Annotated in this window: 26 protein-coding genes; 9 read left to right on the top strand and 17 right to left on the bottom strand. The window is 58.3% G+C overall.

Going from position 1 to position 25,332, the window contains the following annotated elements:
- Positions 1 to 634, top strand: a 634-nt coding sequence (locus tag AACR14_RS00800) for an SLC13 family permease (RefSeq protein ID WP_019444772.1), incomplete at its 5' end; no start/stop codon positions are given.
- A 138-nt stretch (positions 635 to 772) separates the two neighbouring features.
- The gene (gene cysC / locus AACR14_RS00795) at positions 773 to 1,366 is read left to right on the top strand and encodes an adenylyl-sulfate kinase (protein WP_019444771.1); all 594 of its coding nucleotides are present in this window, start codon (positions 773 to 775) and stop codon (positions 1,364 to 1,366) included.
- A gap of 151 nt (positions 1,367 to 1,517) precedes the next feature.
- Here cysC and AACR14_RS00790 read toward each other — a convergent pair whose 3' ends face one another.
- From AACR14_RS00790 to AACR14_RS00740, 11 genes are all read right to left on the bottom strand, one after another.
- A complete protein-coding gene (locus AACR14_RS00790; RefSeq protein ID WP_026034853.1) occupies positions 1,518 to 2,261 on the bottom strand; it encodes an abortive infection system antitoxin AbiGi family protein in 744 nt (247 codons plus the stop codon).
- A gap of 207 nt (positions 2,262 to 2,468) precedes the next feature.
- Entirely contained in the window at positions 2,469 to 3,785 is a 1,317-nt protein-coding gene (locus AACR14_RS00785; protein ID WP_019444769.1) for a hypothetical protein, read from the bottom strand.
- 594 nt (positions 3,786 to 4,379) lie between these two features.
- Positions 4,380 to 6,017 carry a methyl-accepting chemotaxis protein gene (locus AACR14_RS00780; RefSeq protein ID WP_019444768.1) on the bottom strand — a complete coding sequence of 546 codons (1,638 nt, stop codon included), beginning with the start codon at positions 6,015 to 6,017 and terminating at the stop codon, positions 4,380 to 4,382.
- Positions 6,018 to 6,293: 276 nt separating this feature from the next.
- Positions 6,294 to 7,154, bottom strand: a complete 861-nt coding sequence (locus tag AACR14_RS00775; protein ID WP_019444767.1) for a TIGR03899 family protein — start codon at positions 7,152 to 7,154, stop codon at positions 6,294 to 6,296.
- A gap of 104 nt (positions 7,155 to 7,258) precedes the next feature.
- Positions 7,259 to 7,732 carry a DUF3299 domain-containing protein gene (locus AACR14_RS00770; protein WP_026034852.1) on the bottom strand — a complete coding sequence of 158 codons (474 nt, stop codon included), beginning with the start codon at positions 7,730 to 7,732 and terminating at the stop codon, positions 7,259 to 7,261.
- Between the two features lie 31 nt (positions 7,733 to 7,763).
- Positions 7,764 to 9,011, bottom strand: coding sequence for an ABC transporter permease (locus tag AACR14_RS00765; protein ID WP_019444766.1), 1,248 nt, complete (start codon positions 9,009 to 9,011; stop codon positions 7,764 to 7,766).
- Positions 9,005 to 9,694 carry an ABC transporter ATP-binding protein gene (locus AACR14_RS00760; RefSeq protein ID WP_019444765.1) on the bottom strand — a complete coding sequence of 230 codons (690 nt, stop codon included), beginning with the start codon at positions 9,692 to 9,694 and terminating at the stop codon, positions 9,005 to 9,007. Before AACR14_RS00760 ends, AACR14_RS00765 begins: the two co-directional genes overlap by 7 nt.
- 4 nt (positions 9,695 to 9,698) lie before the next feature.
- Positions 9,699 to 10,295, bottom strand: a complete 597-nt coding sequence (locus AACR14_RS00755; RefSeq protein WP_019444764.1) for a DUF2796 domain-containing protein — start codon at positions 10,293 to 10,295, stop codon at positions 9,699 to 9,701.
- A 32-nt stretch (positions 10,296 to 10,327) separates the two neighbouring features.
- A complete protein-coding gene (locus AACR14_RS00750; RefSeq protein ID WP_019444763.1) occupies positions 10,328 to 10,627 on the bottom strand; it encodes a hypothetical protein in 300 nt (99 codons plus the stop codon).
- A gap of 44 nt (positions 10,628 to 10,671) precedes the next feature.
- Positions 10,672 to 11,214 carry a YtfJ family protein gene (locus AACR14_RS00745; RefSeq protein ID WP_005343253.1) on the bottom strand — a complete coding sequence of 181 codons (543 nt, stop codon included), beginning with the start codon at positions 11,212 to 11,214 and terminating at the stop codon, positions 10,672 to 10,674.
- Positions 11,215 to 11,434: 220 nt separating this feature from the next.
- Positions 11,435 to 12,325 (bottom strand): hypothetical protein, encoded by an 891-nt coding sequence (locus AACR14_RS00740; RefSeq protein WP_005335678.1) that lies wholly within the window; start codon positions 12,323 to 12,325, stop codon positions 11,435 to 11,437.
- 139 nt (positions 12,326 to 12,464) lie between these two features.
- Here AACR14_RS00740 and AACR14_RS00735 point away from each other — a divergent pair, with 139 nt between their 5' ends.
- On the top strand, positions 12,465 to 12,812 hold the full coding sequence (locus AACR14_RS00735; RefSeq protein WP_005335669.1) for a hypothetical protein: 348 nt from the start codon (positions 12,465 to 12,467) through the stop codon (positions 12,810 to 12,812).
- A gap of 28 nt (positions 12,813 to 12,840) precedes the next feature.
- On the opposite strand, the gene ppa is transcribed toward AACR14_RS00735, so the two are convergent.
- The 3 genes from ppa to AACR14_RS00720 form a co-directional block, all read right to left on the bottom strand.
- Entirely contained in the window at positions 12,841 to 13,371 is a 531-nt protein-coding gene (ppa, locus tag AACR14_RS00730; RefSeq protein WP_005335667.1) for an inorganic diphosphatase, read from the bottom strand.
- Between the two features lie 216 nt (positions 13,372 to 13,587).
- Positions 13,588 to 15,168 carry a DUF3369 domain-containing protein gene (locus tag AACR14_RS00725; RefSeq protein WP_019444762.1) on the bottom strand — a complete coding sequence of 527 codons (1,581 nt, stop codon included), beginning with the start codon at positions 15,166 to 15,168 and terminating at the stop codon, positions 13,588 to 13,590.
- 109 nt (positions 15,169 to 15,277) lie between these two features.
- Positions 15,278 to 16,159 carry a LysR family transcriptional regulator gene (locus tag AACR14_RS00720; protein WP_019444761.1) on the bottom strand — a complete coding sequence of 294 codons (882 nt, stop codon included), beginning with the start codon at positions 16,157 to 16,159 and terminating at the stop codon, positions 15,278 to 15,280.
- Between the two features lie 158 nt (positions 16,160 to 16,317).
- On the opposite strand from AACR14_RS00720, the gene AACR14_RS00715 reads away from it, so the two are divergent.
- Both AACR14_RS00715 and AACR14_RS00710 read left to right on the top strand, forming a co-directional pair.
- Positions 16,318 to 16,704, top strand: a complete 387-nt coding sequence (locus tag AACR14_RS00715) for a DMT family transporter (RefSeq protein WP_005335660.1) — start codon at positions 16,318 to 16,320, stop codon at positions 16,702 to 16,704.
- Positions 16,701 to 17,021, top strand: a complete 321-nt coding sequence (locus AACR14_RS00710) for an SMR family transporter (protein WP_005335659.1) — start codon at positions 16,701 to 16,703, stop codon at positions 17,019 to 17,021. Before AACR14_RS00715 ends, AACR14_RS00710 begins: the two co-directional genes overlap by 4 nt.
- Before the next feature lie 78 nt (positions 17,022 to 17,099).
- Here AACR14_RS00710 and gloA2 read toward each other — a convergent pair whose 3' ends face one another.
- The 3 genes from gloA2 to hrpB form a co-directional block, all read right to left on the bottom strand.
- Positions 17,100 to 17,501, bottom strand: coding sequence for an SMU1112c/YaeR family gloxylase I-like metalloprotein (gene gloA2 / locus AACR14_RS00705; protein WP_019444760.1), 402 nt, complete (start codon positions 17,499 to 17,501; stop codon positions 17,100 to 17,102).
- A gap of 58 nt (positions 17,502 to 17,559) precedes the next feature.
- Positions 17,560 to 19,878, bottom strand: coding sequence for a penicillin-binding protein 1B (gene mrcB / locus AACR14_RS00700; RefSeq protein ID WP_019444759.1), 2,319 nt, complete (start codon positions 19,876 to 19,878; stop codon positions 17,560 to 17,562).
- Positions 19,879 to 19,946: 68 nt separating this feature from the next.
- A complete protein-coding gene (gene hrpB, locus AACR14_RS00695; protein ID WP_019444758.1) occupies positions 19,947 to 22,394 on the bottom strand; it encodes an ATP-dependent helicase HrpB in 2,448 nt (815 codons plus the stop codon).
- A gap of 178 nt (positions 22,395 to 22,572) precedes the next feature.
- Between hrpB and thpR the strand changes: the two genes are divergently transcribed.
- From thpR to gluQRS, 4 genes are all read left to right on the top strand, one after another.
- Positions 22,573 to 23,115, top strand: a complete 543-nt coding sequence (gene thpR, locus AACR14_RS00690) for an RNA 2',3'-cyclic phosphodiesterase (protein WP_019444757.1) — start codon at positions 22,573 to 22,575, stop codon at positions 23,113 to 23,115.
- Positions 23,112 to 23,855: a DNA/RNA nuclease SfsA gene (sfsA, locus tag AACR14_RS00685; protein ID WP_019444756.1), complete on the top strand. Its 744-nt coding sequence runs from the start codon at positions 23,112 to 23,114 to the stop codon at positions 23,853 to 23,855. Before thpR ends, sfsA begins: the two co-directional genes overlap by 4 nt.
- Positions 23,856 to 23,974: 119 nt before the next feature.
- Entirely contained in the window at positions 23,975 to 24,424 is a 450-nt protein-coding gene (gene dksA, locus AACR14_RS00680) for an RNA polymerase-binding protein DksA (RefSeq protein WP_005335644.1), read from the top strand.
- Between the two features lie 111 nt (positions 24,425 to 24,535).
- Positions 24,536 to 25,332: tRNA glutamyl-Q(34) synthetase GluQRS (gene gluQRS / locus AACR14_RS00675; protein WP_041201772.1), on the top strand; the 797-nt coding region annotated here is incomplete at its 3' end.

Here is a 25,332-nt window from a genome sequence, read left to right as displayed (position 1 = left end):
GTTTGTGGTGGTGAGCGGGCTGGAAGCCTCCACCCGCCTCGATGGCAAGCGCAGCGCCGCCGTGGTGCTGGGGTTTCTCGGGGTGCTGGCGCTCTCTGTGTTTGATCTGGTACCGCTGTTCAAGGGGTTGCTGCTGATGCTGGTGGCGCTGCTGCTCACCCGCATTCTGACCCTGGACGAGATCCGCCGCCGCTTTCCGCTGGATATCTGGCTGGTGGTGGGCGGGGCGCTCGCCATCGCCGATCAGCTGGAAAAGAGCGGACTGGCCAAGCTTATCGCCGACTGGCTGATGGGGGAGTTCAACGGTGCCAGCCCCATCATCGCCTTTATCGGTATTTATGTGTTTACCCTGGTGCTGACCGAGCTGATGAGCAACAACGCCGCCGCCGCGCTGGCCTTCCCCATGGGTTACCAGCTGGCGCTCAGCATGGATGTCTCTACCATGCCGTTTATTCTGGCGGTGCTGTTCGGGGCCAGCTCCAGCTTTATCCTGCCTTATGGCTACCAGACCAACCTGATGGTCTATGCCGCGGGCAACTACAAGATGCCGGACTACCTCAAGCTGGCGCTGCCGGTCTCGCTGGCCTATAGCCTCGGGGTGATTGTGATGGTGCCCCTGCTGTTTCCGTTTTAAGGCGTGAGCGCCAATCAAGGGGTGTTGGATGAGCAATGCCAGGGCACCAGCAAGCTGTCGGCTGATAGTCCGAGGCGGCTCCCTGTGGTGCCGGACAGTTTAAGTTTTGAGGCGTGAGCGCCAATCAAGGAGTGTTGGATGAGCAATATCGTGTGGCACAAGCATGCCGTCGACAAACAGAGCCGGGCTGAATTGAAAGGGCAAAAACCGCTGGTGATCTGGTTTACCGGGCTCTCCGGGGCGGGCAAATCGACCCTGGCGGGGGCGCTGGAGCAGGCGCTGGCGGCACAAGGCAAACACACCTATCTGCTGGATGGGGACAATGTGCGCCACGGTCTCTGTGGCGATCTTGGTTTCGATGATGCCGCGCGGCAGGAGAATATCCGCCGGGTCGGCGAGGTGGCAAAACTGATGGTGGATGCGGGCCTGATCGTACTCACCGCCTTTATCTCGCCGTTCCGTGCCGAGCGGGCGCTGGTGCGCAGCCTCTTGGGCGAAGGGGAGTTTGTCGAGGTGTTTGTGGATGCGCCGCTCGCCATCTGTGAAGAGCGCGACCCTAAGGGGCTCTATAAGAAGGCGCGGGCTGGGGAAATTACGAATTTTACCGGTATCGACTCCGCCTATGAGGCGCCCGAGCAGCCGGAAATTCATCTGCTGAATGCCGGTAAAGCGGTGGAGGAGCTGGTGGAGGCGTTGCTGGCTGCGCTAAGGCTACGGGGGTTGATCGACTGAGGTTGATTGTCCATTCCGAGGATCGGTATTAGAGGGGGAGAATTCCCCCATGTTTATTTCTTTTCCAACTATCGCCCTTATCGTTCGTGGCATTTATATTTTCTTGGCGGAAATATAAATTAAATATTTGGTTGATGTGTTTATTATTGGTTTAAATATCTCTAGTTATCGTTTCAAAAGACATGATTCTCGATAATAGAATTTTAATGTCTGAGCTAGGGTAGTAGTCTAAATTAGTTTGAATGAAATTAACCATGTTGGGTATATCTGAATCAGACTTGACAAATATGTACCTTATATCTGATGGTGAGATTTTTAAACTGTAATACTCTTTTGACTTCAAGTTTTGACTCTCTAATATAGTTTTGTTTTTATAATCTATCTCGTACAACCATGGCTTGGATTTTAACTCTGTTGCCAATCCACTAATGGCATAGCGCCATTCGTTTTCTTGATAAAACTCCTTAAATATTGATTCGCCATTGACTATCATTTCTCCCTCTATAGGCTTTATGTGAGACATTATATTGTTAATGTCACTGCCGGCATCTTGATAATATCCATTGCCTTTCAAATTGCCTAATAGGATCTTTTTTAAAGATTGGTGTTGATGTGTATCTTCATTAAGGTAAATCACTGGGGATAGTTGTTTTTTTCTAGCCCATTCTCTAGTGACGCCGATCCCATAATTACCATAGAACTTCACATGTTCATCGACACGAGAAAGTGGTATATCGCAGAAACAAACTATTGGATAAGCACTTCTTGTATTGTTTCCTGAGTACCATCGCATATCTTCAAGGCAATATCTTGGCCAGAATCCATTAGCTAAAATGTCTTTTAGGAAATCAATGTTCTTGGTGAAATGAAATAAAGTATGTGACTTTGGTTGCATAATTAACCCGTAGGGTGTATTTTCCTGAGTAAATATTATAGTTTATATTTAGATGGTGAATTGAATCAAACCGTATATTATTCAGGTCGCTAGCCCATTCTATCTTTGAAGGGGGGCATTTACTTAAATGAATGGCGTGATGTAATACCTTTATTTTAAGGTTGAGGTTACAAATGATTTATTATATTTTTGTTTGCTATGATGATTTTATATTGAGTCACATTTCATGTATGTTTTTTTGATGATGTCATCTTGATACAATTTTATTTTTGGGAACTCTTCTATATCCACGAAAGATTTTTCCAGGTCATCTTTAGATATATTTGAGATCTCTAAACCTCTGTATATTATAGAGGAGATATTTGGTTGATTGTTTTTTTCTGAGATCATGAGATTTAGTTTAACTAGGCGAGCAAGCTCTTCTTGATAAAGAAAAAATGTACGCAGATGTGTATCAATTACTTCAGCATCACCTGATTTACTTACCGATAAAATTTCATCAACTAATCTATTCAATCTGGAGCGAGAGTTGATAGTCTCATTCATAACATCTAACCAACTATCATGCGAACCTGAAAGCAAGTTCAAAAAATATAATGTTCTACTCTTGTTGTAATTAATGAAGCTAGGCCACATTATATCTTCCTTCGATATATCAAGGGCTCTATCAAACTGTTTGCATGCGGAGGTTAAATACATGACTACCTCTTCCAAAATTTGTGGTGAGAGAGTATTTGTTTTTGATTGAATACTGTTCAGACCGTCAATTGAAAGAATGTCTTTCGATCCTATAGCAAGGGATTGTCTAAGTAAGTGCATACCTTTCTTATTGTAATATAAGCCAAGGTAGTTGTGATAGATAGTTTTAGTGACTGGGTTACGAAGAATAGGTCCACGAACATGAAGAAGATCAGCGTGAATATTAAAATTGCCATCTGCAACTAAATTTTGATAAGAAACTACAGCTTTAAACAGTTTTATGGATTCAGTGATTTGAATGGAGTTTCCTTTACTAATGGAATACAGAATCTCACGCCGCTCATCTATTTTTTTTAGGATTCTGTTCATACGCTGCTTGTAACTTCCCCTGTCAGTTTCGGAAGCGTTAAAGACAGCAGGGAATATAACTATTAGATCGATCATATACTGTAATGTGTCAGCAAAGAGTACTGCTGTATGAGATTCTTTTTTTAACTTGTACTCGATAGAGTCAAATATGGTTCTATCTAAATCTTTTTCACCTTGAGACTTAAACTGACTAATTATCTCTGGCAGTGATGTGACATAGTTTTCATTATCTAGGATGTTACCATCCATCTTGCTTATATTATTTACACTGTCTATTGATGTATAGGTGCGGACAGCAATAAACAAGGCTAACAATGCAATGCAAAATCCTACAATTGATATTGTAAAATTTAGTAAATCTTTGCCTTCATTTAGATAATGAATCCATATGGCAAAACAGAAAGACAATAAAACAAGTATAAAGACCGTCGCATAAAAAATATTTGTTCTTTTCATTTACTTTCCTAACATACGGGGTTTGAGTGTATTGAATAGTTAATTTTTAAAATGAAAGCTATTTTTATGGAGTGTAAATTATTGAGTGCCATTTCGTATGTTAGGCTAAAAATCGTAGGTGGTGCTGAACGAATTGAAGCCCAACGTTTACCGCGAAATGTATCTGAAAATGTGCTTTACCGATCGGCCCGCTCCATGTTTATCCCGCTCTGCTTGGTCTGACCGTCTTCGTCTATTGGGCTTGTCTCCTGCCTGCAAAAACCACGCTACCGCCCCTGAATCCCAGCCTCCAGTTTGCTGCTTTTAACCGGCGATTTGGAACTGGCTTGGCTCATGGCTGACTCCGACAAGGGTTGCCAAGCGGATATGTTACCGAACGGGACTTAGTAGGGAATAGGGAGGTGGTAACTTTCTGAGCAGGATCAATAAATTAATAAACATCGGATGGTGATGGTGGCGCTCAACAGCAGCGGTCAATCAGCGCAGGGGGAAATCGGAAGGGGAAAGCGGGAGTGTCGCCAGCTTGTCGACAGACATTAAAAAACCACATGGGCCCAAGGGCCCATGTGGTTTTTCTGCGGTGATTGCTTGTCTTTATCTGGCTTGGCGTACCGGCACGGCGCGGGTGGTGGCCACTTCGTAGCGGCTTTGGGTGGCCGGAGCCCCTTTCTGGAACTGGCGCACCAGCCGGTCGAGATCGCTCAACTGGTTTACCAGCTGGGTGATGCCGTGTACGGCGTGCTGGCTGCCGACGCTGGAGTCATCGGCCAGGGTCTTGATGCTGAGCACGTTGCGGTTGATCTCGGCGGTGACGTGGAACTGCTCCTGTACCGCCTGGGCAATCTGGCCGCTGCCAGAGGCCACCTGCTGCAGCATATCGTTGATCTGCTGGAGTATGGTGCCGGTCGCCGAGGCTTTTTGCTGGCAGCTTTCGGAGAGTTGGCAGCCCTTCTCCATCGCCTGTTCTGCATCCCCGGCGCTGGTTTGCAGCTCGGTGATCATCTTCTGGATTTCGCTGGTCGAGGATTGGGTCTTGATGGCGAGCGTGCGGATCTCGTCGGCCACTACCGAGAAGCCGCGACCCGCTTCGCCAGCCCGGGCCGCTTCGATGGCGGCATTGAGGGCCAGCAGGTTGGTCTGGTTGGCGATGTTATTGATCACATCGAGGATGCCGTCGATATCGCGGCAGTGGCCGACCAGCGCACTGATCACGCTCTTGGAGGTGGTCAGCTCGCTGTTCATACCCGCCACGGCAGCCACGGTTTCGGCCACGCTGTGGTTGCCGCTCTTGAACAGGTCGGCGGTCTCGTCCAGCAGGCTGGAGGATTCGCTGGAGCTCTGTGAAACCTCGCGAATGGACTCCGACATTTCGGTCACGGCGGTCGCTACCTGATTGGTTTCGGCCTGCTGCTGTTGCAGGTTGTCGGTGATGGATTCGGCGTTGCGCAGATCCCCTTCGGCGGCCTGCAGGATCTTGCTGCAAGTCTGCTGGGTGCGGGCCAGCACGGCGTTGAACTCGGCCTGATTCATCACCATCGAGAGTTCGATGGCGGCGATGTTGTCCACCTTGTTGGTGTAGAGCAGCTGCATCAGCGGGTTGTCAAAGCGGCTGCGGGCCATCTTGTTGAGCTTGCCGAGGCGGCGGGAGAGGGCGTTCAGGGTGATGGCCGCTATCGCCAGCGGCAGGGCGGCCAGCGCCAGTTGCCAGTTCATGTCGTGGCTGTAGCCCAGGGCAAACATGGCGAGCAGGCTCAGCAGCAGACAGAGGTTGATGGCCAGGGTATGGGAGAAGGTGGGCAACTTGAGCGCCAGCGGCAGCTTGTTGTTGCGAAGGTCGGCATAGACCTTCTCGGCCCGCTGTTTGATCTCCTCGCTCGGGGCGGTGCGCACAGACTGATACTCCACCACCCGGCCGCTGGCATCCTTGATGGGGGTGACAAAGGCGCTGACCCAGTAGTGATCGCCATTCTTGCAGCGATTTTTCACCGGCCCCATCCAGCTCTTGCCATCCCTGATGTGACCCCACAGATCGGCAAAGGCCTGTTTCGGCATGTCAGGATGGCGCACCAGATTGTGGTGTTCCCCCTTCAGCTCGTCGAGCGAGAAGCCTGCAATATCGCAGAACTCATCGTTGGCGTAGGTGATGCGGCTCTCCAGATCCGTGGTGGAGATGAGGCTCTGGTGGTCTGGATAGAGACGTTCTCTTTGGGTAACCGGTTGATTGATTCTCATGGCCTTGCTCCCGAGCTGTGGTGGTTAAATTTTGATCTGCATCAAGACATGTGCAAAGGGCGGGCCAGCTGGCAAAAGCTAATGATTGATGTGTTATTAGCGAGGTTTGGAGAGGAAAAGCGCGTGGTTGTTTGCAATATGCAACGGATCTGACGGGGTGTGCCTCTGCGGCATCTGCAATTTGCAACCTATTCTGGGCAAGCCCATAAGCTGGGAGCCAGCAGCTTGATGCGAAGGAACCACGAACCGACGGGGCATCAGCTGCCCCGCCAGAGATCAGGGGAGAGGGTCGGGAGCGGGTGAGGAGGGGGCGCTGACGAGCTGCATCACTTCAATCTGGATACCCTGCACCAGCACGGTTTTCAGATCTTGCAGGTACTCCTCCAGCGGCGACTCTTGCAGCAGCTGGGCGAGCTCGTTGCCCACCGGGGTGAGGCGGTAGTAGAGCAGGGTGATGTTGTTCTGCTTGCACTGCAGCCGCCAGCGCTGGTTGCCGAACTCCAGCTCGACCCCATCGGCGGGCAGCGGGCCTGACTCCAGCTCCGCGCGATGCAGCAGCCCCAGCTCGAACAGTTGCAGCAGGGCATTGTAGGGCAGTCGGTATTTGCCAAGGCCAAGGCGGGTTGCTTTGGCGCGACTCAGCAGGGTGGCCCCCTTGTGCAGCCCCAGCAGCAGTCGCTGCTCGTCGCTGCCGGTGTAGTGGCAAGTCAGTGAACAGATGCGCTGAAACAGCTGGGCCTCGCGCTGGGTCATCTCTTTGAGGGTGGCGAGCGCCCGGATGGAGAAGCGGCCCGGGGTGGCGACTTCCAGCGCGAAGATCCGCCCCCACAGCTGCTGCATCGGCACCATGCTGATATCTTCCGCCAGTTGCAGGAAGCGGGTCAGCCAGTCGCTGTCCATCTCGCCGCCGGCTGCGGTCTCTTCGCAGTGGCGGGAGGCCATCACCATGATGGCTTCCAGATTGCGCTGGCGAGCGGCCTGATCCGCCAGATGGCGAAAGGTGGCGCGCTGTTCGAAGGTGCTGTCGCTGTTGCGGGTGAGCATGCCGTCGATGCCGCGACTGCGGGCCAGACGCAGGGTCTGCTCCTGGCTGCTCAGGATCGAACTCTCTTTTTTCGGGGGGGGGAGGTCTGCCATGCTGACTCCATTCGCACAGGTTCTGGAGCTGAATGTTACTCCAACCGGGATGCCAAGATAACAAAGCGGCCTCCGTGGAGGCCGCTTTTTTTGCAACGGGAGGGTTACTCCTCGTAGACGCTCACCTCGACCGCTTCCATCGAATAGGAGGCGGTGGCCATCTCGTGGCTGGAGCTGACAGTGCGCATCTTGCCCTTCACCCAGATGGCATCCCACAGATCATCCACCGGCGCCCCCTTGGGGTAGCTCACATAGATCACCTGATTGGTGGGCGGCGGCGGCACATGGATGCAGGCGCCGAAGTAGGGCACCAGCAGGAAGGCGGTGATCTTCTTGGCATCCCCTTCCAGCGGCACCACGAAGCCCGGAATGCGCACATCCTGGTTGTCCAGCTTCTTGTTCACCCCGCCCACCGGTTGCGGCACCGACATGGGATCTTCGTGATTGACCTGGGGCGGTGGTAGCAGTTTCTCCCCTTCCGGGATGAGCACATCCCAGTCGATGGTCTTGTAATCGGCGGCCAGGGCGGGCAGCACCAGCAGGCTGGCGAGCAGCGCCACAATTTTCCACTTCATCATCTGTCCTTCTGTTTCTATTTTGGGCGTCTCGCTAGACGCGAATGCTCATGCCATCGCTCAGGCTGTAGCGGTAAGCGCGGGCGGCAGGGAGCAGGCCAATCACCATGCCCGCCAGCCACACCACCCCCAGTAGCTGCCACTCGTAGGCGCTCGGCAGCCCCAGACTCAGTTGCAGGCCATAGTGGCTGAGCAGCCAGGGCGAGGCAAGCCCCTGCCCCAGATAGAGCACGGCGACACCGAGGGTGATGCCGACCGTGGTCAGCGCCATGGCCTCCAGCGCCAGCAGCAGGAACAGGTGGGCAGGGCCCGCGCCAAGGGATCGCAATATGGCGAGCTCCCGGCGTCGCTCGTTAAGCCCCGCCAGCAGGGTAGTCAGCATGCCGATCAGGCCCGCCACCACCACGAAACCTGCGATGACCGACAGCGCGGTTTCCGCCACGCTCATCAGGCTCCACAGCTCCTGCAGGGCGGCCCCCGGCAGGATCGCCATCAGCGGCTCCTTGGGATAGGTGTTGACGCTGCGTTGCAGCTGGAACGCCAGGATCCGGTTGCTCAAGCCCACCATAAAGGCGGTGATGGTTTTCGGGGTGAGATCCTGCGCCAGCGCCTGCTCCGGCGTCACGTTCTTGCTGTGGCGGCCTGTATCCCAGCCCAGATGGATCGCCTCTATCCCCGCCAGCGGCACATGGATGGTGCGATCGATGGGTGTGCCGGTCGGCGCCAGAATGCCCACCACCTTGAACGGCAGATTGTCGTGCTGGCTGAACGAGGTGTTGCCAGCGCCGTGGGCGATGACGATGGATTGGTCGAGGTGATAGCCGAGCTTCTCGGCCACCTGAGCGCCGAGTACCGCTTCAAACGGCGTGTCGAATGGCCGCCCCTCGCGCAGTTGCAGCGACTGCTGCTGACCGTACTTCAGGTGGGTGAAGTAGTCGTCATTGGTGCCGAGCACCCGAAATCCTTTGTGGGAGTCACCAAGGGAAAGCGGGATGGTCCAGGCGACGCCCGGTTTCTGCTTGATGGCCTGATAGGAGTCCCACCCCACGTTGTTGGTGGGGTTGCCGATGCGAAACACCGAGTAGAGCAGCAGATTCACCTGACCGGAGCGGGCGCCGACGATGAGATCGGTTCCCGAGACGGTGTTGGAGAAGCTTTCACGGGCCTGGGTGCGGACCCGCTCCACCCCGAGTAGCAGGGTGACGCTGATGGCGACGGCCAGCAGGGTGAGCCCGGCGGTAAGGCGGCGGGCCCAGAGACTTTGCAGGGCTAGCTTTAGCATGATGCCCTCCGGTTGAGCTGTTGCAGGTTTTCGACCCGCGGGAACAGGGGTTCGAGATAAGGGTCGTGACTGACGAAGATCAGAGTCGAGCCCTGCTTGTCGCACTCCTCGAACAACAGCTTGATAAAGGCCGCCCGGTTGTCGGTGTCGAGGGCCGAGGTGGGCTCGTCGGCGATCACCAGTGGCGGCGAGCCGATCAGCGCCCGTGCGGCGGCAACCCGCTGCTGCTGGCCGATGCTGAGGGCATGGACGGGGCGATGCAGCGCGTCATCCGGCAGTTGCAGCTCCGCCAGCAGACGGCGCGCCTCCTGCTCCGGACTCCCTTGCAGGCGAGCCCGTTTGGCGGGCGAGAAAGTGAGGGCAGCGGTCACGTTGTCCTGCACCGAAAGAAAGGGCAGCAGATTGAACTGCTGGAAGATATAACCCAGATTGGCCGCCCGGAAGTGGTCACGGGCACGGCCAGAGAGCCGGGCCAATGGTTGGCCCAGCACCTCCAGGGTGCCGTGGTTGGCGGTCTGGATCCCGGCCAGCAACCCGAGCAGGGTCGACTTGCCAGAGCCCGACGGGCCCTTGATAAAGACCCGCTCACCCTCGTGGATAGTGAGGGCGGGCAGATCGAGTACAGCGTCGCCACCTGGCCAGGCAAAGGCCAGATCGCGGATCTCAACCACGGCTTTTTTCATGGCGTTACCAGCTCAGCTTGTTGGCGGACGGGGACAGCTCGCCAGCGGTCTGGCCGGTGGGCAGGATCCCCTGCACGCTCAGCTTCTCAAGGCTCGGATAGACGCTGAACAGGGTCGCCTCAAGGCCGGTCAGTTTGGCTGGCGTGGCGCAGGTGTAGGTGTACATGGCGCCCATATTGGCGTGACCCGCTTCGTCATGATCATGGTGGTTTTCATGTTTGTCGCTGGCAGCCTTGTCATGGTTATGGTCATGGTCATGGTCATGGTCGTGATCATGCTCTTCTTTGGCGGCTTGCAGCTCCTGCTGGGTCAGTTTGCAGCCAGCGGCCGGGTCGAAGCGGAACAGGGCGTCAGGCTGCTGGAGGCGGGTGACCGCCTTGGCATATTGCGCCTTCTCTTCATCGCTCTTGGCAGCGTGCTCGAAACCCACCAGATCGGCTGCGGGTGCCTGCAGCTCGATCATCAGCTGGTTGCCATCGACAACCAGATTGAGGTGGCCGTGGCCATGCTCGTGGGCGCCGTGGCTGTGGCTCTCGTGTTCGTCGTGATTGGCGTGTGCGCCAAAGGCCGCTGCGGCCAGCAACAGAGTAACTGCTTTCATCTTTAATCCTTTTTTCAAAACAAATAGCAAAATTAAACAAAGGGATAGAGAAAAGCAGAGGCTGGCGGTGCACGGATGGCATAGCAGTGAAGCGTGGCGGTATCCGCCGAGCGCTGCGTGGTTGCAACGACGGGCAGAACAGAGGCCGAACCGGGGAAACAATAGGGGGTGGCGGTGATGACCTGCTTGCCATCCAAATGGAGGGCGCAAACCAGGCAGTGATGGTCGTCGTGGCCGGGCAGGGCGGATTCAAACTGGTGCCGGGCAAGGGCAGGCTGCAGCCATAACCAGCCCAGCAGAAAGATCCAGATTTTCAGCTTGATACGACCCATAGACCCTTATGGAAAGGGCGCCATCAGCGCCCTTTCTCTCTGACTTAGAGATGGGACTTGATGAGCCCCATCACGGTAGCAATGTTGTTGGCATCGAGCTGGCCATCTTTGGCAAACAGCACCTTGCCCTCTTTATCCAGCAGGATGATCGCCGAGCTTTCCGGCGTCAGATCCCAGGCGTTGCGCGCCATGCCCTTGGCATCCAGCACCATGGCGGACCAGGGGAACTCTTTCTTGCTGTCCTCGGCACTGCTCTTCACGAAGCCGGAGGTGCCCCAGATGGCGTCATTGCTGTTGATGACGGTAACGGTCTGGTACTTGTCTTGCGGCAGCTTGGCGGCCTTGATCGCCTCGATCATCGGGGCGTTCAGCTCCTTGGCACTGGAGCGACCGGCAATATGCTGGATCAGGAACACCTTGCCGGTGAGCGAGGTGCTCTGCCACGGCTGGTAACCGATATCCTTGCCGTTCAGTACCAGCTCACCCTTGTCGCTGACATTGACCAGCGGCACCGGGTTGCCATCCTTGAAGTTGTGAGCAAAGACCAGAGATGGCAGCAGCGCCAAAGTAAGTACGAGATGTTTCATCCTGATGACACTCCATTTGTTATGTTATAACGAGTTTCGGATTGAGGGAATGGGCGAGCTTCATCCTAAACTGATCGGATCTGTTTAAAAAGTGTTAAATAAGATCGCAATTCAGAAGCGTCGGCGCCCCGCCAGTCAGGTGGTTGGCTGGCAAGGGCGGCTAGGATGGCATGACATCGATAAAAATCAATGAATTGGCTGCTGGTCTGAGCTGTCTGCGTCAGTAGAGCGATTCGCTGATGAGGGGGATCTTGGCCATGGTCATCTGCTGGGCCAGCAGGGACGAGCCGGTCAGCAGCACATGGCGCTGATTGTTGATCACCACCACATCTCCGGGTACGCCACTGTCTGCCGTAATGGCCAACCAGGCTGGGGAGACGCTGCCGATGCTGATATCCGGATAGATGATGCTGAGCACATATTGCGGCGCCAGCTCCGCCAGCAGGCTGGCCATCAAGAGCGCCTTCTCGTCGCTGTCGGCCTTGTTATCTTGCAACGCTTGCAGCGGCGGCGCGAAGTGATCCAGCTGCTCCGGTTGGGTGGGGATGGCGTTCAGCCACTCCTGCAGCAGGCTGACGCTGGTGGCGAGATCCTTGGCCGCAAACTGCTGCGCCAGTGGCTTGAGGTGCCCTTTGAAGTGGTAGAAGAGCTGGGAGTAATCGGGTCGCACGCAAGGCAGTTTGCGATTGGCCGGATGGACGCAGGGGATCACCCTCATCTGGTAGAAGGCATCCTCCTGATACTGCTGGTAGGCTTGCCAGAACAGCAGCGACTCCATGCTGTCGTCCCGCAGGGTGAAGGCCTGCTCCAGATTGCGAAACTTGGTTGCTGTCTCCGGGCTGCTCTGGTTGATCAGGTTGATGCTGTTGTAGAGCCGCGGGCTGATGTAGGCGTAAAGGGTCTCCAGCGGATTGGTGAGGGAAGCCTTCAGCAGGCTCATCTCGTGGCGACTGGCGGCCATCACCTGATCGTCGGTGGTCAGCTGGAAGTGCTTGCGCTGGCCATCGGTGGATTGCCACTGCCAGCTCATGTTGATTTCGCTGGCGTTGCTTGTAGCACCAAGAGTGGTGCAGAGAGTGAGGCTGAGCAACAGCGCGGGGGTCAGCTTCATGGTGGTGCTTCCTGCCGTGGACGATAATTAACAACTAGGTGAGCCGGCACCACTTTGGTGATGTTTCGTTTTGTGATCTGGATAACAGATTGATGTGACTTTTAATTTAATTGTGAAATTAAGTCACTCTGGAGGGGTTATGAAGCCTTGGATCATAGTGCTGTTTGGGCTGCTCAGCCTGCCAGCCATGGCGGGTCAGGTGATCGTCAACAAGGGGATGTCCATTGCGGATACCTTTGCCCTGCGCGATCAGCTGGCACGCGAGCACGAATGGCAGGAGTGGCTGCGCTACCAGCAGGCCATCAAGTGGCTGGAGGTGTTGCCGGTCAACTGCGAGCTGATGAGCCAGCCGGGCGGCGGCTATCGCTGTGGCGGTGATTACTATCGGCCTTACCAGAAAGATGGCCGTGAAATATACATTCAGGGCAATCCTGCCGAAGATGCGGCCGGTCAGCTGCCGCAAACACCGACAAAAAAGGCGCCATAAGGCGCCTTTTTTACAAGCGAAGTGACGCTTACTTGGCAGCGTAACGCTCGGCAGAGGTTTTGATCTCGGCTTCGGCAGCAGCCTTGTCGCCCCAGCCTTCCACCTTGACCCATTTGCCCGCTTCCAGCTCTTTGTAGCGCTCGAAGAAGTGTTGGATCTGGGCTTTCAGCAGTTCCGGCAGATCGTTCACATCCTGGATGTGGTCGTACTGTTTGGTCAGCTTGGAGTGCGGTACAGCAACGATCTTGGCATCTTCGCCAGATTCGTCGGTCATCTTCAGCACGCCAACCGGACGGCAGCGAATGACGGAACCGGCCAGCAGCGGGTAGGGGGTCGGAACCAGTACGTCGACGGGGTCACCATCCAGAGAGAGAGTCGCGTTCACGTAGCCGTAGTTGCACGGATAGAACATCGGGGTAGACATGAAGCGATCGACGAAAATAGCACCGCTGTCCTTGTCGACTTCGTATTTGATCGGGTCGGCATTCTGCGGGATTTCGATGATGACATAGATATCGTCGGGCAGGCTCTTGCCAGCCGGTACCAGGTTCAGGCTCATGATAATTCCTTCGTTGTTAGTATCAGGTTTGCAGGCCAATATTATAGCGATGTGATGTTAAATGACCATATTTCAGCGGATATCGCTAACAAAGAAGGGGGATGTTTCCGGTTTGCGGCGCTTTGATGTGTACGGGATGCAACAAAATGGCTGTTTTGATGCCCTGCCGCTGACCTTGGTCACCGGCAGAGCATGTGGAGTTGCGAGTAAAGAGGGTCAGAGCGAGTAGGGGAGTCTCGACTCGTTGACCAGTCGCGACAGGGCTGTCACTACATGAGGGTCAAACTGGGTGCCGGAGCGGGACTGGATGTACTCCATGGTCTGCGCCAGCGTCCAGGGCTCCTTGTAGGGGCGCTTGCTGAGCAGGGCATCGAATACATCGACTACCGCCACAATCCTCGCCGACAGGGGGATCTGCTGACCAGACAGCTGCTGCGGGTAGCCCTTGCCATCGAAGTGCTCGTGGTGGCCCCGGGCGATTTCGGCCCCCAGCGAGAGGTAGCTGGTTCCCTCAACCATTTCGCCCGCCTTGTGCAGGATATTGGCGCCGATACCGGCGTGCTGCTCCATGATGGCGCGCTCTTCCGGGTCGAAACGGCCGGGTTTGTGCAGGATATGATCCGGGGTGCCCACCTTGCCCACATCGTGCAGGATGGAGGCCATGCCGATCATCTCGACAAACTCCGGGGTCAGCTGCTCGGGATAGGCTGCCATTTGCTTCAATTCGGCCACGATGGCATCCGAGAGCTTCTGCACCCGCAAGACATGCTCGCCGGTATCGGAGTCGCGAAACTCCGCCAGCGCCGCCAGCGCCACCACGGTGGCCTCTTGGGCGCGCAGCAACTGGTTGTAGAGATAGAGGTTGTCGTAGGCTGCCGAGATGCGCTGGCAGAAGACATCCAGCAGGTCGCACTCGAGGGGATCGAGGGGCTGGGTCGGGGTAAAACTCAACACGAACTCGCGACCATTCTGGGCGGCGATATAGAGGGAGTCCTGCGGGTGTTCAAAGCGGTTGCAGCGCGCCGCCAGTGCCTTCATGACCGAGTCATTGAGGGTGGGAAAGTCGGTGATCTTGCCATCATCCAGTAGAGTCTCGTAGTCGCCGGTAGCGGCGAGGATCTCCAGCCCCTGTTCGCCGGGACGGCGCTCGGCGCAGATAGCCCCTTCGGTGCCCACATCGAGAATGGCGCTGATCTGTTTCAGCACGCCGGAGGCAAACTCCTTGAGTGAATGAAGATGGTAGAGATCGCCCGCCCCTTCCAGAATTTTGCCAAGCCCCTGCCGGCTCTTGTCGATGGCACTGAGAGTTTCGTATGAACGCAGGGATGCGATGACGGTGGTGTAGAGCTTTTGTACCGTCAGTTCGGTCTTGGTCTTGTAGTCATTGATGTCGTAATCGAGGATCACCCGCTGCTCGGGTGCTTGGCCGGGCTGGCCGGTACGCAGCACGATCCGCACCAGCGAGTTGTGCATTTCGTTGCGGATCCGGTGCACCAGCCGCAGACCTGCATCTTCGGTCTCCATCACCACATCGAGCAGGATCAGTGCGATCCTGGGATTGGCCTCCAGCATGCGGCCAGCTTCGGCGCCGCTGTAGGCATTGAGCAGCTCCAGCGGACGGGATTTGTAGTGAATGTTGGAGAGGGCCAGGCGGGTGGCATGATGGATATCCGGCTCATCATCCACGATCAGCACTTGCCATGGGTTGAGTGCCTTGGGGACCACGACCTCCTCATCATCGAGTTCGATGATGTCGTCGTCCAGCAAGATATCGTCCTTGTCTTGGGCACTGCTCATATCGGTTACGCCTCCGGCGCTCAATGAGTATGTGAACAGTATGCACGATCACATCCGCTCGGATCATCAGGATAAGCAGATATCGTGAGCTGGCTCCGCCTCTTTATCGCTACTCGAAAGGTTCCAGATACCCCTGGATCGACTTCTTCAACCAGGCCAACACCTTGCCGTGATAGGCGTTTTCCGCCAGATAGACACCATAATCACGCCACTGCAGGCTGGACTTGTGTTTCAGGGTCAGCAGGGAGCCTTGTCGCAGCTGGCTCTGGATCAGTGGCGAGGGGAGCACAGCCCAGCCCAGTCCGTCCAGTGCCGCATTGCGCATCAACTCGAAGCTGGAGAGGCCGATATGCTGGCCTCCCACAGGTAGCAGGCTTTTTACCGAAAATTCATCTACATACGAGAGGGTGACCTGGGTGTGATCGGTCAGATCCTGCTGTTTGACCCGCTTCAGTCCGGCCAGCGGATGGCTGGGTGCCACCACCATCAGGGTGCGGATCGGGTTGAGCACGTCGATATTGAGGCCGCTGCGCTCCTGATCCTCGGTGATAAGGCCAAAAGCGGCATCGACGAACCCCTCTTCCACCAGCGCTGGCAGTTCGGGCGGAGAGGCGAGCACCAGCGAGATACTGGTACCGGGAAACTGATTGTGCAGGCTGGCCAGCATCTCGCGCCACACCGGCTCGGGAATGGCGTCATCGCGGGCAACCCGCAGCGCCACTTCGGCCCCCGAGGCGTAATGTTTGCACTTCTGCTGCAGGCTGTTGGCTGCCTGTAGCAGGCGGGTGCAATCATCCAGCACCAGCTCGCCGATTTCGGTCAGGCGACTCTGATTGGCGCCTCGTTCAAAAAGTTCGACGCCAAGCTCAACTTCCAGCGCCGCGATGGCGGTGCTGACGGCGCTGCGGCTTTTGCCGAGGCGACGGGCGGAGTTGGCAATAGAGCCGCTATTGGCTGACTCTACAAAGAGTTCTATTTGATATAGCTTCATCTTTTACAGGCCATGACGGATTTTTTCACCATCACCTTAGCGTGCCGAACCGAGGCAAGGCAAACCTATGGCGTCGGAATAATCGACGCTGAGCGATTGTCGCGAGTTGCTTCTCCCCGTTTACCATCTCTCCCGTCGAAGCAACAAAGGCATCTTATATGTTATTAAGTCGTATGTTTCTGGCCCGGCTGTTTCTGACCGGCGCCATCGTGACCGAGGTCGCCGGTACCTCCAGCATGGCCATGATCCCCGAGCAGGGGGCAGGCTGGATGAATTACATCCCGATGTGGCTGTTGATCGGTTTCTCGTACTGGTTGCTGGCGAAAGCCGCCAAAACAATCTCCATTGGTATTGCCTTTGCGCTCTGGGAGGGGCTCGGGATCACCCTGATCACCATAGTGTCGGTCATGTTCCTTGGTTACGATGTGACCGTTCAGGAGCTGATTGGCCTGGCTCTCGCGATAGTGGGGATTGTTATGGTGACCATGGGGGAGACCCATGATGAGCCCGCAGACAAGTCAGTAGAAGCGGAGGCCACAGCATGAGTCCGTTTGTGATTGTACTGGGTGCCGCACTGATCGATATCGGCGCCAACATGGCCATCAACCGCTCCAAGGGTTTTCGTTACAAGGGGTGGGGATTCCTGGGGATCATGCTGGTACTCGGCGCCTTTACCCTGCTCTCGGAAGCGGTAAGTGGCGGCCAGATTGACCTGGCTGTTGCCTACGCCACCTGGGGGGCTATCGGCATCGTCGGTACGGCGCTGGGCGGTTTGCTCTTCTTCGGTGAGCGGCTCAAGCCCATCGGCTGGGCTGGCATGATGGTGATGGCGCTGGCTGTCGTTATGCTGACTACCGCCTGATAACCTGAAGCAATAAGAAAAGCCGCCCGGTTGCAACCGGGCGGCTTTTCTTTGGCTGATTGCTTGGTCGATGCAGGCTCAGCGCGGCGCGTCGTAGAGCTCCAGCGGCAGGCCGTCGGGGTCGGCGAAGAAGGTAAAGCGCTTGCCGGTCAGCTCGTCCACCCGCACCGGCTCTACCTCGACCCGATGGGCCAGCAGGTGGGCGATGACCCGGTCAAGGTCGCTGACCCGAAAGGCGAGATGGCGCAGGCCGCACGCCTCGGGGCGGGAGGGGCGCTCGGGAGGCGAGGGGAAGCTGAACAGCTCCAGCTGGCTGCCGTCCGGCAGGGCCAGATCCAGTTTCCATGACTGGCGCGCCTCGCGCAGGGTCTCGGCGATGATGGGCAGCCCCAGCACCTCGTGGTAGAAGTGGCGCGAGCGTGGGTAATCGCTGGCGATGATGGCCACATGGTGGATGGCGTCAAACAGCGGAAAGGTCATGGTGTTTCCTTCTCAGCAGCATAGTGAACGGGCAGCCTGCGCTGTCTGTGTCGTTGATCTAGTTAAAGAAACCGCCGAACCAGTCATCCAGCGCACTGCGTGGTGTCGCATTGCTGGCGCAACCGGCCGGGGAGCCCATGGTGGAGGCTTTGGCCGGCACCTGCAGGCTGCCCGGGCAGTCGCTGGTGACGCGGGTGCCGCTGGCGCGGGAGAAGTTGGCCCAGGTGACCCCTTCCGGCATCTTCAATCCCAGACTGTTGACGCCGCGCTGGCTCATGTAGCCGCTAAAGAGCTGCAGGGCACCGCTGGCACCGGTCAAGCCCGCCGGGGTGTTGTCGTCGCGACCGACCCAGATACTGACCAGCTCGTTGTTGTCCATCCCGGCAAACCAGGAGTCGCGCAGCTCGTTGGTGGTGCCTGTCTTGGCCGCCATGGTGGCGCCCGGGAACTTGGCACTGAGGGCGCGGGCTGTGCCCTGACTCACCGTCTTGGTCATGGCGAACAAGGTCAGCCAGCTTGCTTGCTGGTCGGTGACCCGCTTGGCGGTCTGATCATGCTGATAGAGCAGGCTGCCATCCCCGTTCACCACGGCGCGAATGGCCGACAGCGGCTGGGTGAGCCCCTGATTGGCGATGGGCAGGTACATCTGGTTCACCTCCAGCGGGGAGAGGGCCACCGCCCCCAGCACCAGCGACGGGTAGGGCTGGATCTCCTGCTGGACTCCCAGCTTGTGCAGGGTGTCGACAACCTTCTCCAGCCCCACTTGCAGCCCCAGATTGACGGTCGGCACGTTGAGGGAGCTGGCCAATGCATCCATCAGCGGCACGCTCTGGCGGAACTTGCGATCGTAGTTTTGCGGCGTCCAGACCTGACCATCCTGACCGCGAATGCGGATCGGCTGATCTTTGAGCGGGGTCGCCAGGGTCAGGCCGTTGGAGAGGCCGGTCAGGTAGACCGCAGGTTTCACCAGCGAACCGATCTGGCGGCGGGCATCGAGCGCCCGGTTGAAACCGGCGTAGCGGGGATCGCGGCCACCGACCAGCGCCACCACTTCGCCCTTGTGCCAGTCGGAGACCACCATGGCGGCCTCCAGCTTCTTCTTGCCGCGCAGTTTTTCGATGTCGGCGAGGCCAGAAGCGACCGCCTGCTCTGCGGCATGCTGGGCGATGGGGTCGAGGCTGGTGAAGATCTTGAGGCCGGACTGCTTGAGCAGATCCGAGCCGAAGCGGCTCTGGATCTCGCGCTTGAGCAGCCCCATGAAGGCCGGGGTGCGGCCGTAGCTCATCTGGCCGCGGGCGATGATGCCGAGCGGCTGCTTGCTGGCCAGATCATATTCGGCCTGGGTCAGGCTGCCGTGATCCATCAGCAGTTTCAGTACCAGATCGCGGCGCACCTTGGCCCGATCGGGGAAGCGCCAGGGATCGTAATAGGAGGGGCCTTTTACCAGACCGACCAGCAGGGCGACCTGATCGATGTCCAGCTCGTTGACCGGAATGCCGAAGTAGAAGTAGGAGGCGAGGCCGAAGCCATAGACCCCTTGCGAGAAGTTCTGACCCAGATAGACCTCGTTGAGGTAGGACTCCAGGATCTCGTCCTTGCTATAGCGGTAGTCGATCAGCACCGCCATGTAGGCTTCCTGCAGTTTTCGCCACAGGCTGCGCTCACGGGTCAGGAAGAAGTTTTTGGCCAGCTGCTGGGTCAGGGTACTGCCCCCCTGCACGGTACGACCCGCGATCAGGTTGGCGAACATGGCCCGCATGATGGCCACCGGCGAGACGCCGCCATGCTGGTAGAAGTCGCGATCCTCGGTGGTGAGCAGGGTCACCAGCAGGCTGTCCGGTACCTCGGCGAGGCGCACCAGCAGGCGATCTTCCCGATCTTCGGTGTTGAGGCGGTCGAGCAGCACCGGGTCCATCTGGGCGTAACCGAGCTGGCGCTGGTTCTCCAGCGACTGGATCCCCTCAAGGCGCGGGCCGTTGAAGGTGAGGCGCAGGCCACGGGCACCATCGGCGCCGTCATAGAACTCGAACGGACGGCGAATCAGCTCGATGCGGTTGCCGTTGATGGTGTATTCACCCGGCGTGTGAGGCTGGCGCACCTGCTTGTAGCTCAGCATGTTGAGCTCGCGCAGCATCTGGTCCCGCGACAGGCGCTGGCTGGGGTAGAGCTCCAGCGGGCGGCTGTAGACCATCACCGGCAGCTGCCACTTCTCGCCATCGAAGCGCTCGCGCACCTTGGTATCGAGGTAGATGCCAAACACCACCATAAAGGCCGCCACCACCAGGGAGAGCTTGAAGCCAAGCCAGAACAGCTTGCGCCAGATGGTGCGTTTGGGCGCTGCCTTCTTGGGGGCACGCTTGCGTCGTTGGGTTGCCATAAATCCTCTTTGCTTTCTACTTGTTATGTCGCATTCGCGAACGTCCGAGCGGGATTAACCCGTCGAACCTAGATGCCCATCTTCTTCTTGGTGACCTTGGTCGGCATCGCTTCCAGTGGGTTATCCGGCCAGTAGTGGCGGGGATAGCGCCCCTTCATCTCTTTCTTCACCTGCTCGTAAGAGCCAGCCCAAAAGGCGGCCAGATCGGCGGTGATCTGCAGCGGTCGCTGGGCGGGGGAGAGCAGCTCCACCACCAGCGGTACCCGGCCATCGGCCACGCAGGGGGTCGAACCTTGCCCGAACATCTCCTGAATGCGTACCGGGATCACCGGTGCCTGCCCCGGTTGATAGCGGATCCGCACCCGGCTGCCGGTGGGCGCCGCAAAGTGGCTCGGCAGCGCCTCGTCCAGCCGTTTGGGCAACGGCCAGGGCAGGGATTGGCGCAGGATGTCGCTCATATTGAGCTTCTTCAGCTGCTCCAGCCGGGTCATACCGCTCACCGCTGGCAGCAGCCACTGTTCCAGCGTGGCCAGCAGGCTCTCGTCATCCATCGCGGGCCACCCCTCATCGGGCAGCCAGTCGCGGGCGCAGCGCAGACGGGCCAGCAGCCCTTCGCTGCTCTCGTCCCACGGCAGCACATGCAGCCCCTTGCGGCGAATGCCTTGCAGCAGGCAGCGCCCTTTCTGCTCGTCAGAGAGTTCGGTCAGCGGTCGCTGGCTCAGCACCAGCTCGCCGATCACCTGCTGGCGTTCGGCGCGCACCCGCTCCTCGCGCTCGTCCCAGTCGAACCACTGGCGCTCGCTCACCAGCTCCGGCAGCAGACGCGCCAGCTCATCCAGCTCTATCGGTTCGGCGATAAAGATGCGGCTGCCGCGATCGTTCTGCCCCATCTCGATGGCGATGAGGGCCCCTTGTCCCTGACAGGGATGACCTTCTACCAGATCGCAGCTCACCCCACCACTGAGTTGATAGCGACTGCCGCTACGCAGTTTGCCGATGCGATCCGGCCAGGCGAGGGCACAGAGTAGCCCCAGCCACTGACCCTGCGCAGTGGCAGGGCGCACGCCAAGCCGTTCAAACCAGCGGGCAGCGTTCTGGCGCAGGGCGCTTTGACGGCGGTGGAACAGCACAGAGAGGCGCTCCGATCCTCGCAGATCTTCTTCCTGCAACGCCACCAGATAAGCGGCATCGGCGACAATCCCTGTCAGACCTTCTGACTCCAGCTCGCGGGCGCGCAGCAGCATGCGGGCGAGACGAGGGTGGGTACCGAAGGCGGCCATGGCGCGGCCAGCGGGAGTGAGTTGTTGCTCACCCTCCGGCTCCATGGCACCAAGGGCCACCAGCAGCCGCTGGGCGCTGGCCACCGCGGCGGCGGGAGGCATATCGAGAAGCGGCAGATCTTCTACCTTGGCGCCCCACTGGGCGGCATCTATCAGCAGGCCGGTCAGCTCCTGAGTGAGAATATCTGGCGGGCTCTGCTCGGCGAGTCGCTCCTGCACCTCGCTGCTCCAGAGCCGGTAGCAGACGCCAGGGCCGAGACGACCGGCGCGACCTGCCCGCTGGGTGGCGGAGGATTTGGCTATCTGGCGGGTCTCCAGTCGGGTAACGCCGCTTTTCAGATCAAAGGAGGCCCGTCGTTCCAGCCCGCTGTCGATAACGACAGAGACCCCTTCGATGGTGAGGGAGGTCTCCGCCACATTGGTGGTAAGCACCAGCTTACGGCGGCCGGCAGGCGCCGGTTCGATGGCCGCCTGCTGCGCCGCCATATCGAGGCGACCGTAGAGGGGGGCGAGGGTCACGTCGTCCGGCAGTTTGTCTGCCAGCCATTGCGCCAGCCGCTCGATCTCACCCTGTCCCGGCAGAAAGACCAGCAGGCTGCCATCTTGCTCGGCCAGCGCTTCGAGTACCACGGCGCCGACCTGCGGCTCCAGCCACTGCTGGCGGTTGGCTGGGCGGTAGTGGTAGTCGATGGGGAAACCGCGCCCTTCCGAGCGAACCACAGGGGCATCCGGCAACAAGGTCTCGAGTGCCATGCCATCAAGGGTTGCGGACATAATCAAAAGCTTGAGGTCATCGCGCAGCCCTTGCTGGCTCTCGATGGCGAAGGCCAGCGCGGTATCGGCGTGCAGACTGCGTTCGTGGAACTCATCGAAGATGACCAGCGAGACGCCAGTCAGCTCCGGGTCCTGCTGCAACATCCGGGTCAGCACCCCTTCGGTGACGATCTCGAGCCGGGTTGCTGAGCTGGTGCGGCTCTCGCCACGCACTCGCAGGCCGATGCGCTCGCCCACCTTCTCCCCCAGCTGGCGCGCTAGAAAGCTGGCGATATTGCGCGCCGCGAGGCGCCTTGGCTCCAGCATGATGATGCGGCCGGGCAGCCGGTTCTGACGCACCAGCTCCAGCGGCAGCAGGGTCGATTTGCCCGCGCCTGGAGGCGCCTGCAGGATCACGCTGCTGTGGCTGTCGAGGGCGGCAAAGAGTTCGGGCAATACCGAAACGATGGGGAGCTGGGACAAAGCGATGAGCACCTTCTGTGGCAACCGGTAAAACGGCGCCTATTCTGCCACAGCCACCCGCGCCACCGTGAGTGGATGTGCGGATATGGCCACTCGGGCGGGAGGCTGGCGAGACATGGCCGGATGGCTGCCATAGAATGGGCTCATCCAATGAGCGTGAAAAAGGCATTATCACCACATGGCCAAACTCTTCTTTGCCCTGCCCGTCAAGGAGCTCGCCCCCGAGCTCATCGCCTGGCGCGATCAGCTGCCCTGGCCCGGTCAGCCGGTGCCGCAAGCCAACCTCCACCTGACCCTCGCCTTTCTGGGGGAGGCTGACGAGTTGACCACCCGCCGTCTGATCGCCGCCGTGGAGCGTCAGCACTGTCCGCCGTTCTCCATCAGGCTGGATGAGACCGGCTGGTTCAGCCGGGCCAAGGCAGCCTGGATTGGCCCGAAAGAGTGGCCCAACGAGCTGACCGTGCTGGCGAAGGCGCTGCGTCGCCACGGTGAGAAGTTGCGCCTTGGCAATGGCGAGCAGGGTTATCGCCCCCATGTCACCCTGTCGCGCAAGGCGGGCGAGGCGCCAGCCATCCTGCCAGCCCCAAATTTTCTGCTGCAAGCCGATGAGTTCTGCCTCTATCAATCCGTCTCGGCTCCGGACGGGGTGCGCTACGAGCCGCTTGCCTGCTGGCCGCTGCGTGCCCGGGTAAAAGAAGACGCGCGGAGGGCTAACCCGTGATCTTTGATCCCCCCCTGCAATCGGGCCAGCTGGTGGCCCGCTACAAGCGCTTTCTGACCGATGTGCAACTCGATAACGGCGAGGTCATCACTATCCACTGCGCCAACACCGGTGCCATGACCGGTTGTGCCGATCCGGGCACCCGGGTCTGGTACTCCACTTCCGATAACCCCAAGCGCAAGCTGCCCAACAGCTGGGAGATCGCAGAGAGCCCGGCGGGCCACTTTATCTGCGTCAACACGGCGCGCGCCAACCAGATCGCCCGGGAGTTGATCGAGCAGGAGGCTATCGCTCCGCTGGCGGGGTACAGCCGGTTGCGCACCGAGGTGAAGTATGGCGAAGAGAACAGTCGCATCGATCTGTTGCTGGAAGATGACGAGAAGGGCAATTGTTACATCGAGGTAAAATCGGTCACCCTGCTCGACGAGCGGGAGGAGGCTGGTATGGGCTACTTCCCCGATGCGGTCACCGCCCGTGGTGCCAAGCATTTACGCGAGTTGATGGCGATGAAAGCGGCAGGCCACAGGGCCGTGCTGCTCTTTATGGTGTTGCACTCCGGAATAAGCCGGATGCGCCCTGCAACCCATATAGATCCGCACTATAGTCTGCTAATTGAGCAGGCAATCGCGGCGGGGGTTGAAATTTTATGCTATCGGCCCCATGTTGGGGTGCAAGGCATGGTGGCTCAAGGGTTTATCCCGTTTGAATCTGGTCACCTGTTACCCGAGGGGAGTGCATAAATATTGGAGTGGGTAACATTATTGGTACGGCTCGTTTGCTTACCCGTTACCCTTCTGCTATAGATGTCGCCCTCAATTTATGGATGGCACGGGTAGCGTGCTGAATTAGGAGACAGGGCATGCCAACAGGCGAAAACAGGAAATCTCTGGGCCCCCTGGCCATTGCGGGTGTCGCGCCTTACCAGGAAAAGCCGGGTGAGGAGTACATGAATGACCAACAAAAGGCGCATTTTCGCAAGATCCTGGGTGCCTGGCGCAACCAACTGATGCAGGAAGTTGATCGTACCGTCGACCATATGAAAGACGAGGCAGCCAACTTCCCGGATCCCGTGGATCGTGCCGCGCAAGAAGAAGAGTTCGCTCTTGAACTGCGTACCCGCGACCGTGAACGCAAGCTGATCAAGAAGATCGAGAAGACCTTGCAGCTGCTTGAAGACGATGATTTCGGTTACTGCGAACATTGCGGTATCGAGATCGGTATCCGTCGTCTGGAAGCCCGTCCGACTGCCGACCTCTGTGTCGATTGCAAGACGCTGGCCGAGATCAAGGAAAAACAGATGGCCGGTTGATCCCGACCCTCTGGTATATGAAAAAGGGAGCTCGCGGGCTCCCTTTTTTATTGAGCTTTTGGCGGTCGCGCTCCAGAATGCAGCCTCAATGAATCGCTTACCCGAACAGTCATGTCAGTGAATTCCCCGTCCTCACCCCTTGTGCGCCCCTATGTCGGCCGCTTTGCCCCCTCACCCTCAGGCCCGCTCCACTTCGGTTCGCTGATCGCCGCCCTCGGCAGCTTTTTGCAGGCCAGAGCGCAGCAGGGACGCTGGTTGGTACGCATCGAAGATATCGATCCGCCGCGGGAAATGGCAGGGGCAGCGAACCTGATCCTCAAGACCCTTGAGGCATATGGCCTCGAGTGGGATGGGGAGGTGATGTTCCAGAGCGCGCGCCACCGCCGTTATGACGAGATCATCGACCAGCTCTATCGGGCGGGGGATCTCTACTGGTGCCGTTGCACCCGGCGCGAAATCATGGCCGCGGGCGGTCTCTACAGCGGCCACTGCCGCACCCTCGGGCTTGTGGCCGAAGGTTGCGCGGCCCGGCTGCGGCAGCACCATCCGGTCTACCACTTCGACGATCGTTTGCAGGGCCATATCGCGGTCCCGGCGGCGCTCGCCGAGGAGGATTTCATTATCCGCCGCCGCGACGGGCTCTACGCCTACAACCTGGCGGTGGTGGTGGATGATATGGACTGCGGCATCACCGAGATAGTGCGTGGCGCCGACCTGCTGGAGCCGACGGTGCGCCAGATTGCCCTCTACCAGACCCTGGGCGCCCCCGTGCCCGCCTGGGTGCATCTGCCACTGGCGGTGCAGGCCGACGGCAACAAGCTCTCCAAGCAGAATCACGCCCCCGCGCTGGCACAGGACGAGGTGCGCCCGGCCCTGTGGCGGGCGCTGCACTTCCTCGGCCAGTGCCC

The sequence above is a fragment of the Aeromonas sp. 159 genome (assembly GCF_963862045.1).
Classification (GTDB): domain Bacteria; phylum Pseudomonadota; class Gammaproteobacteria; order Enterobacterales; family Aeromonadaceae; genus Aeromonas; species Aeromonas veronii.
The sequence above is the reverse complement of the archived record's forward strand: the minus strand, read 5'-3'. Positions and strand labels throughout refer to the sequence as shown.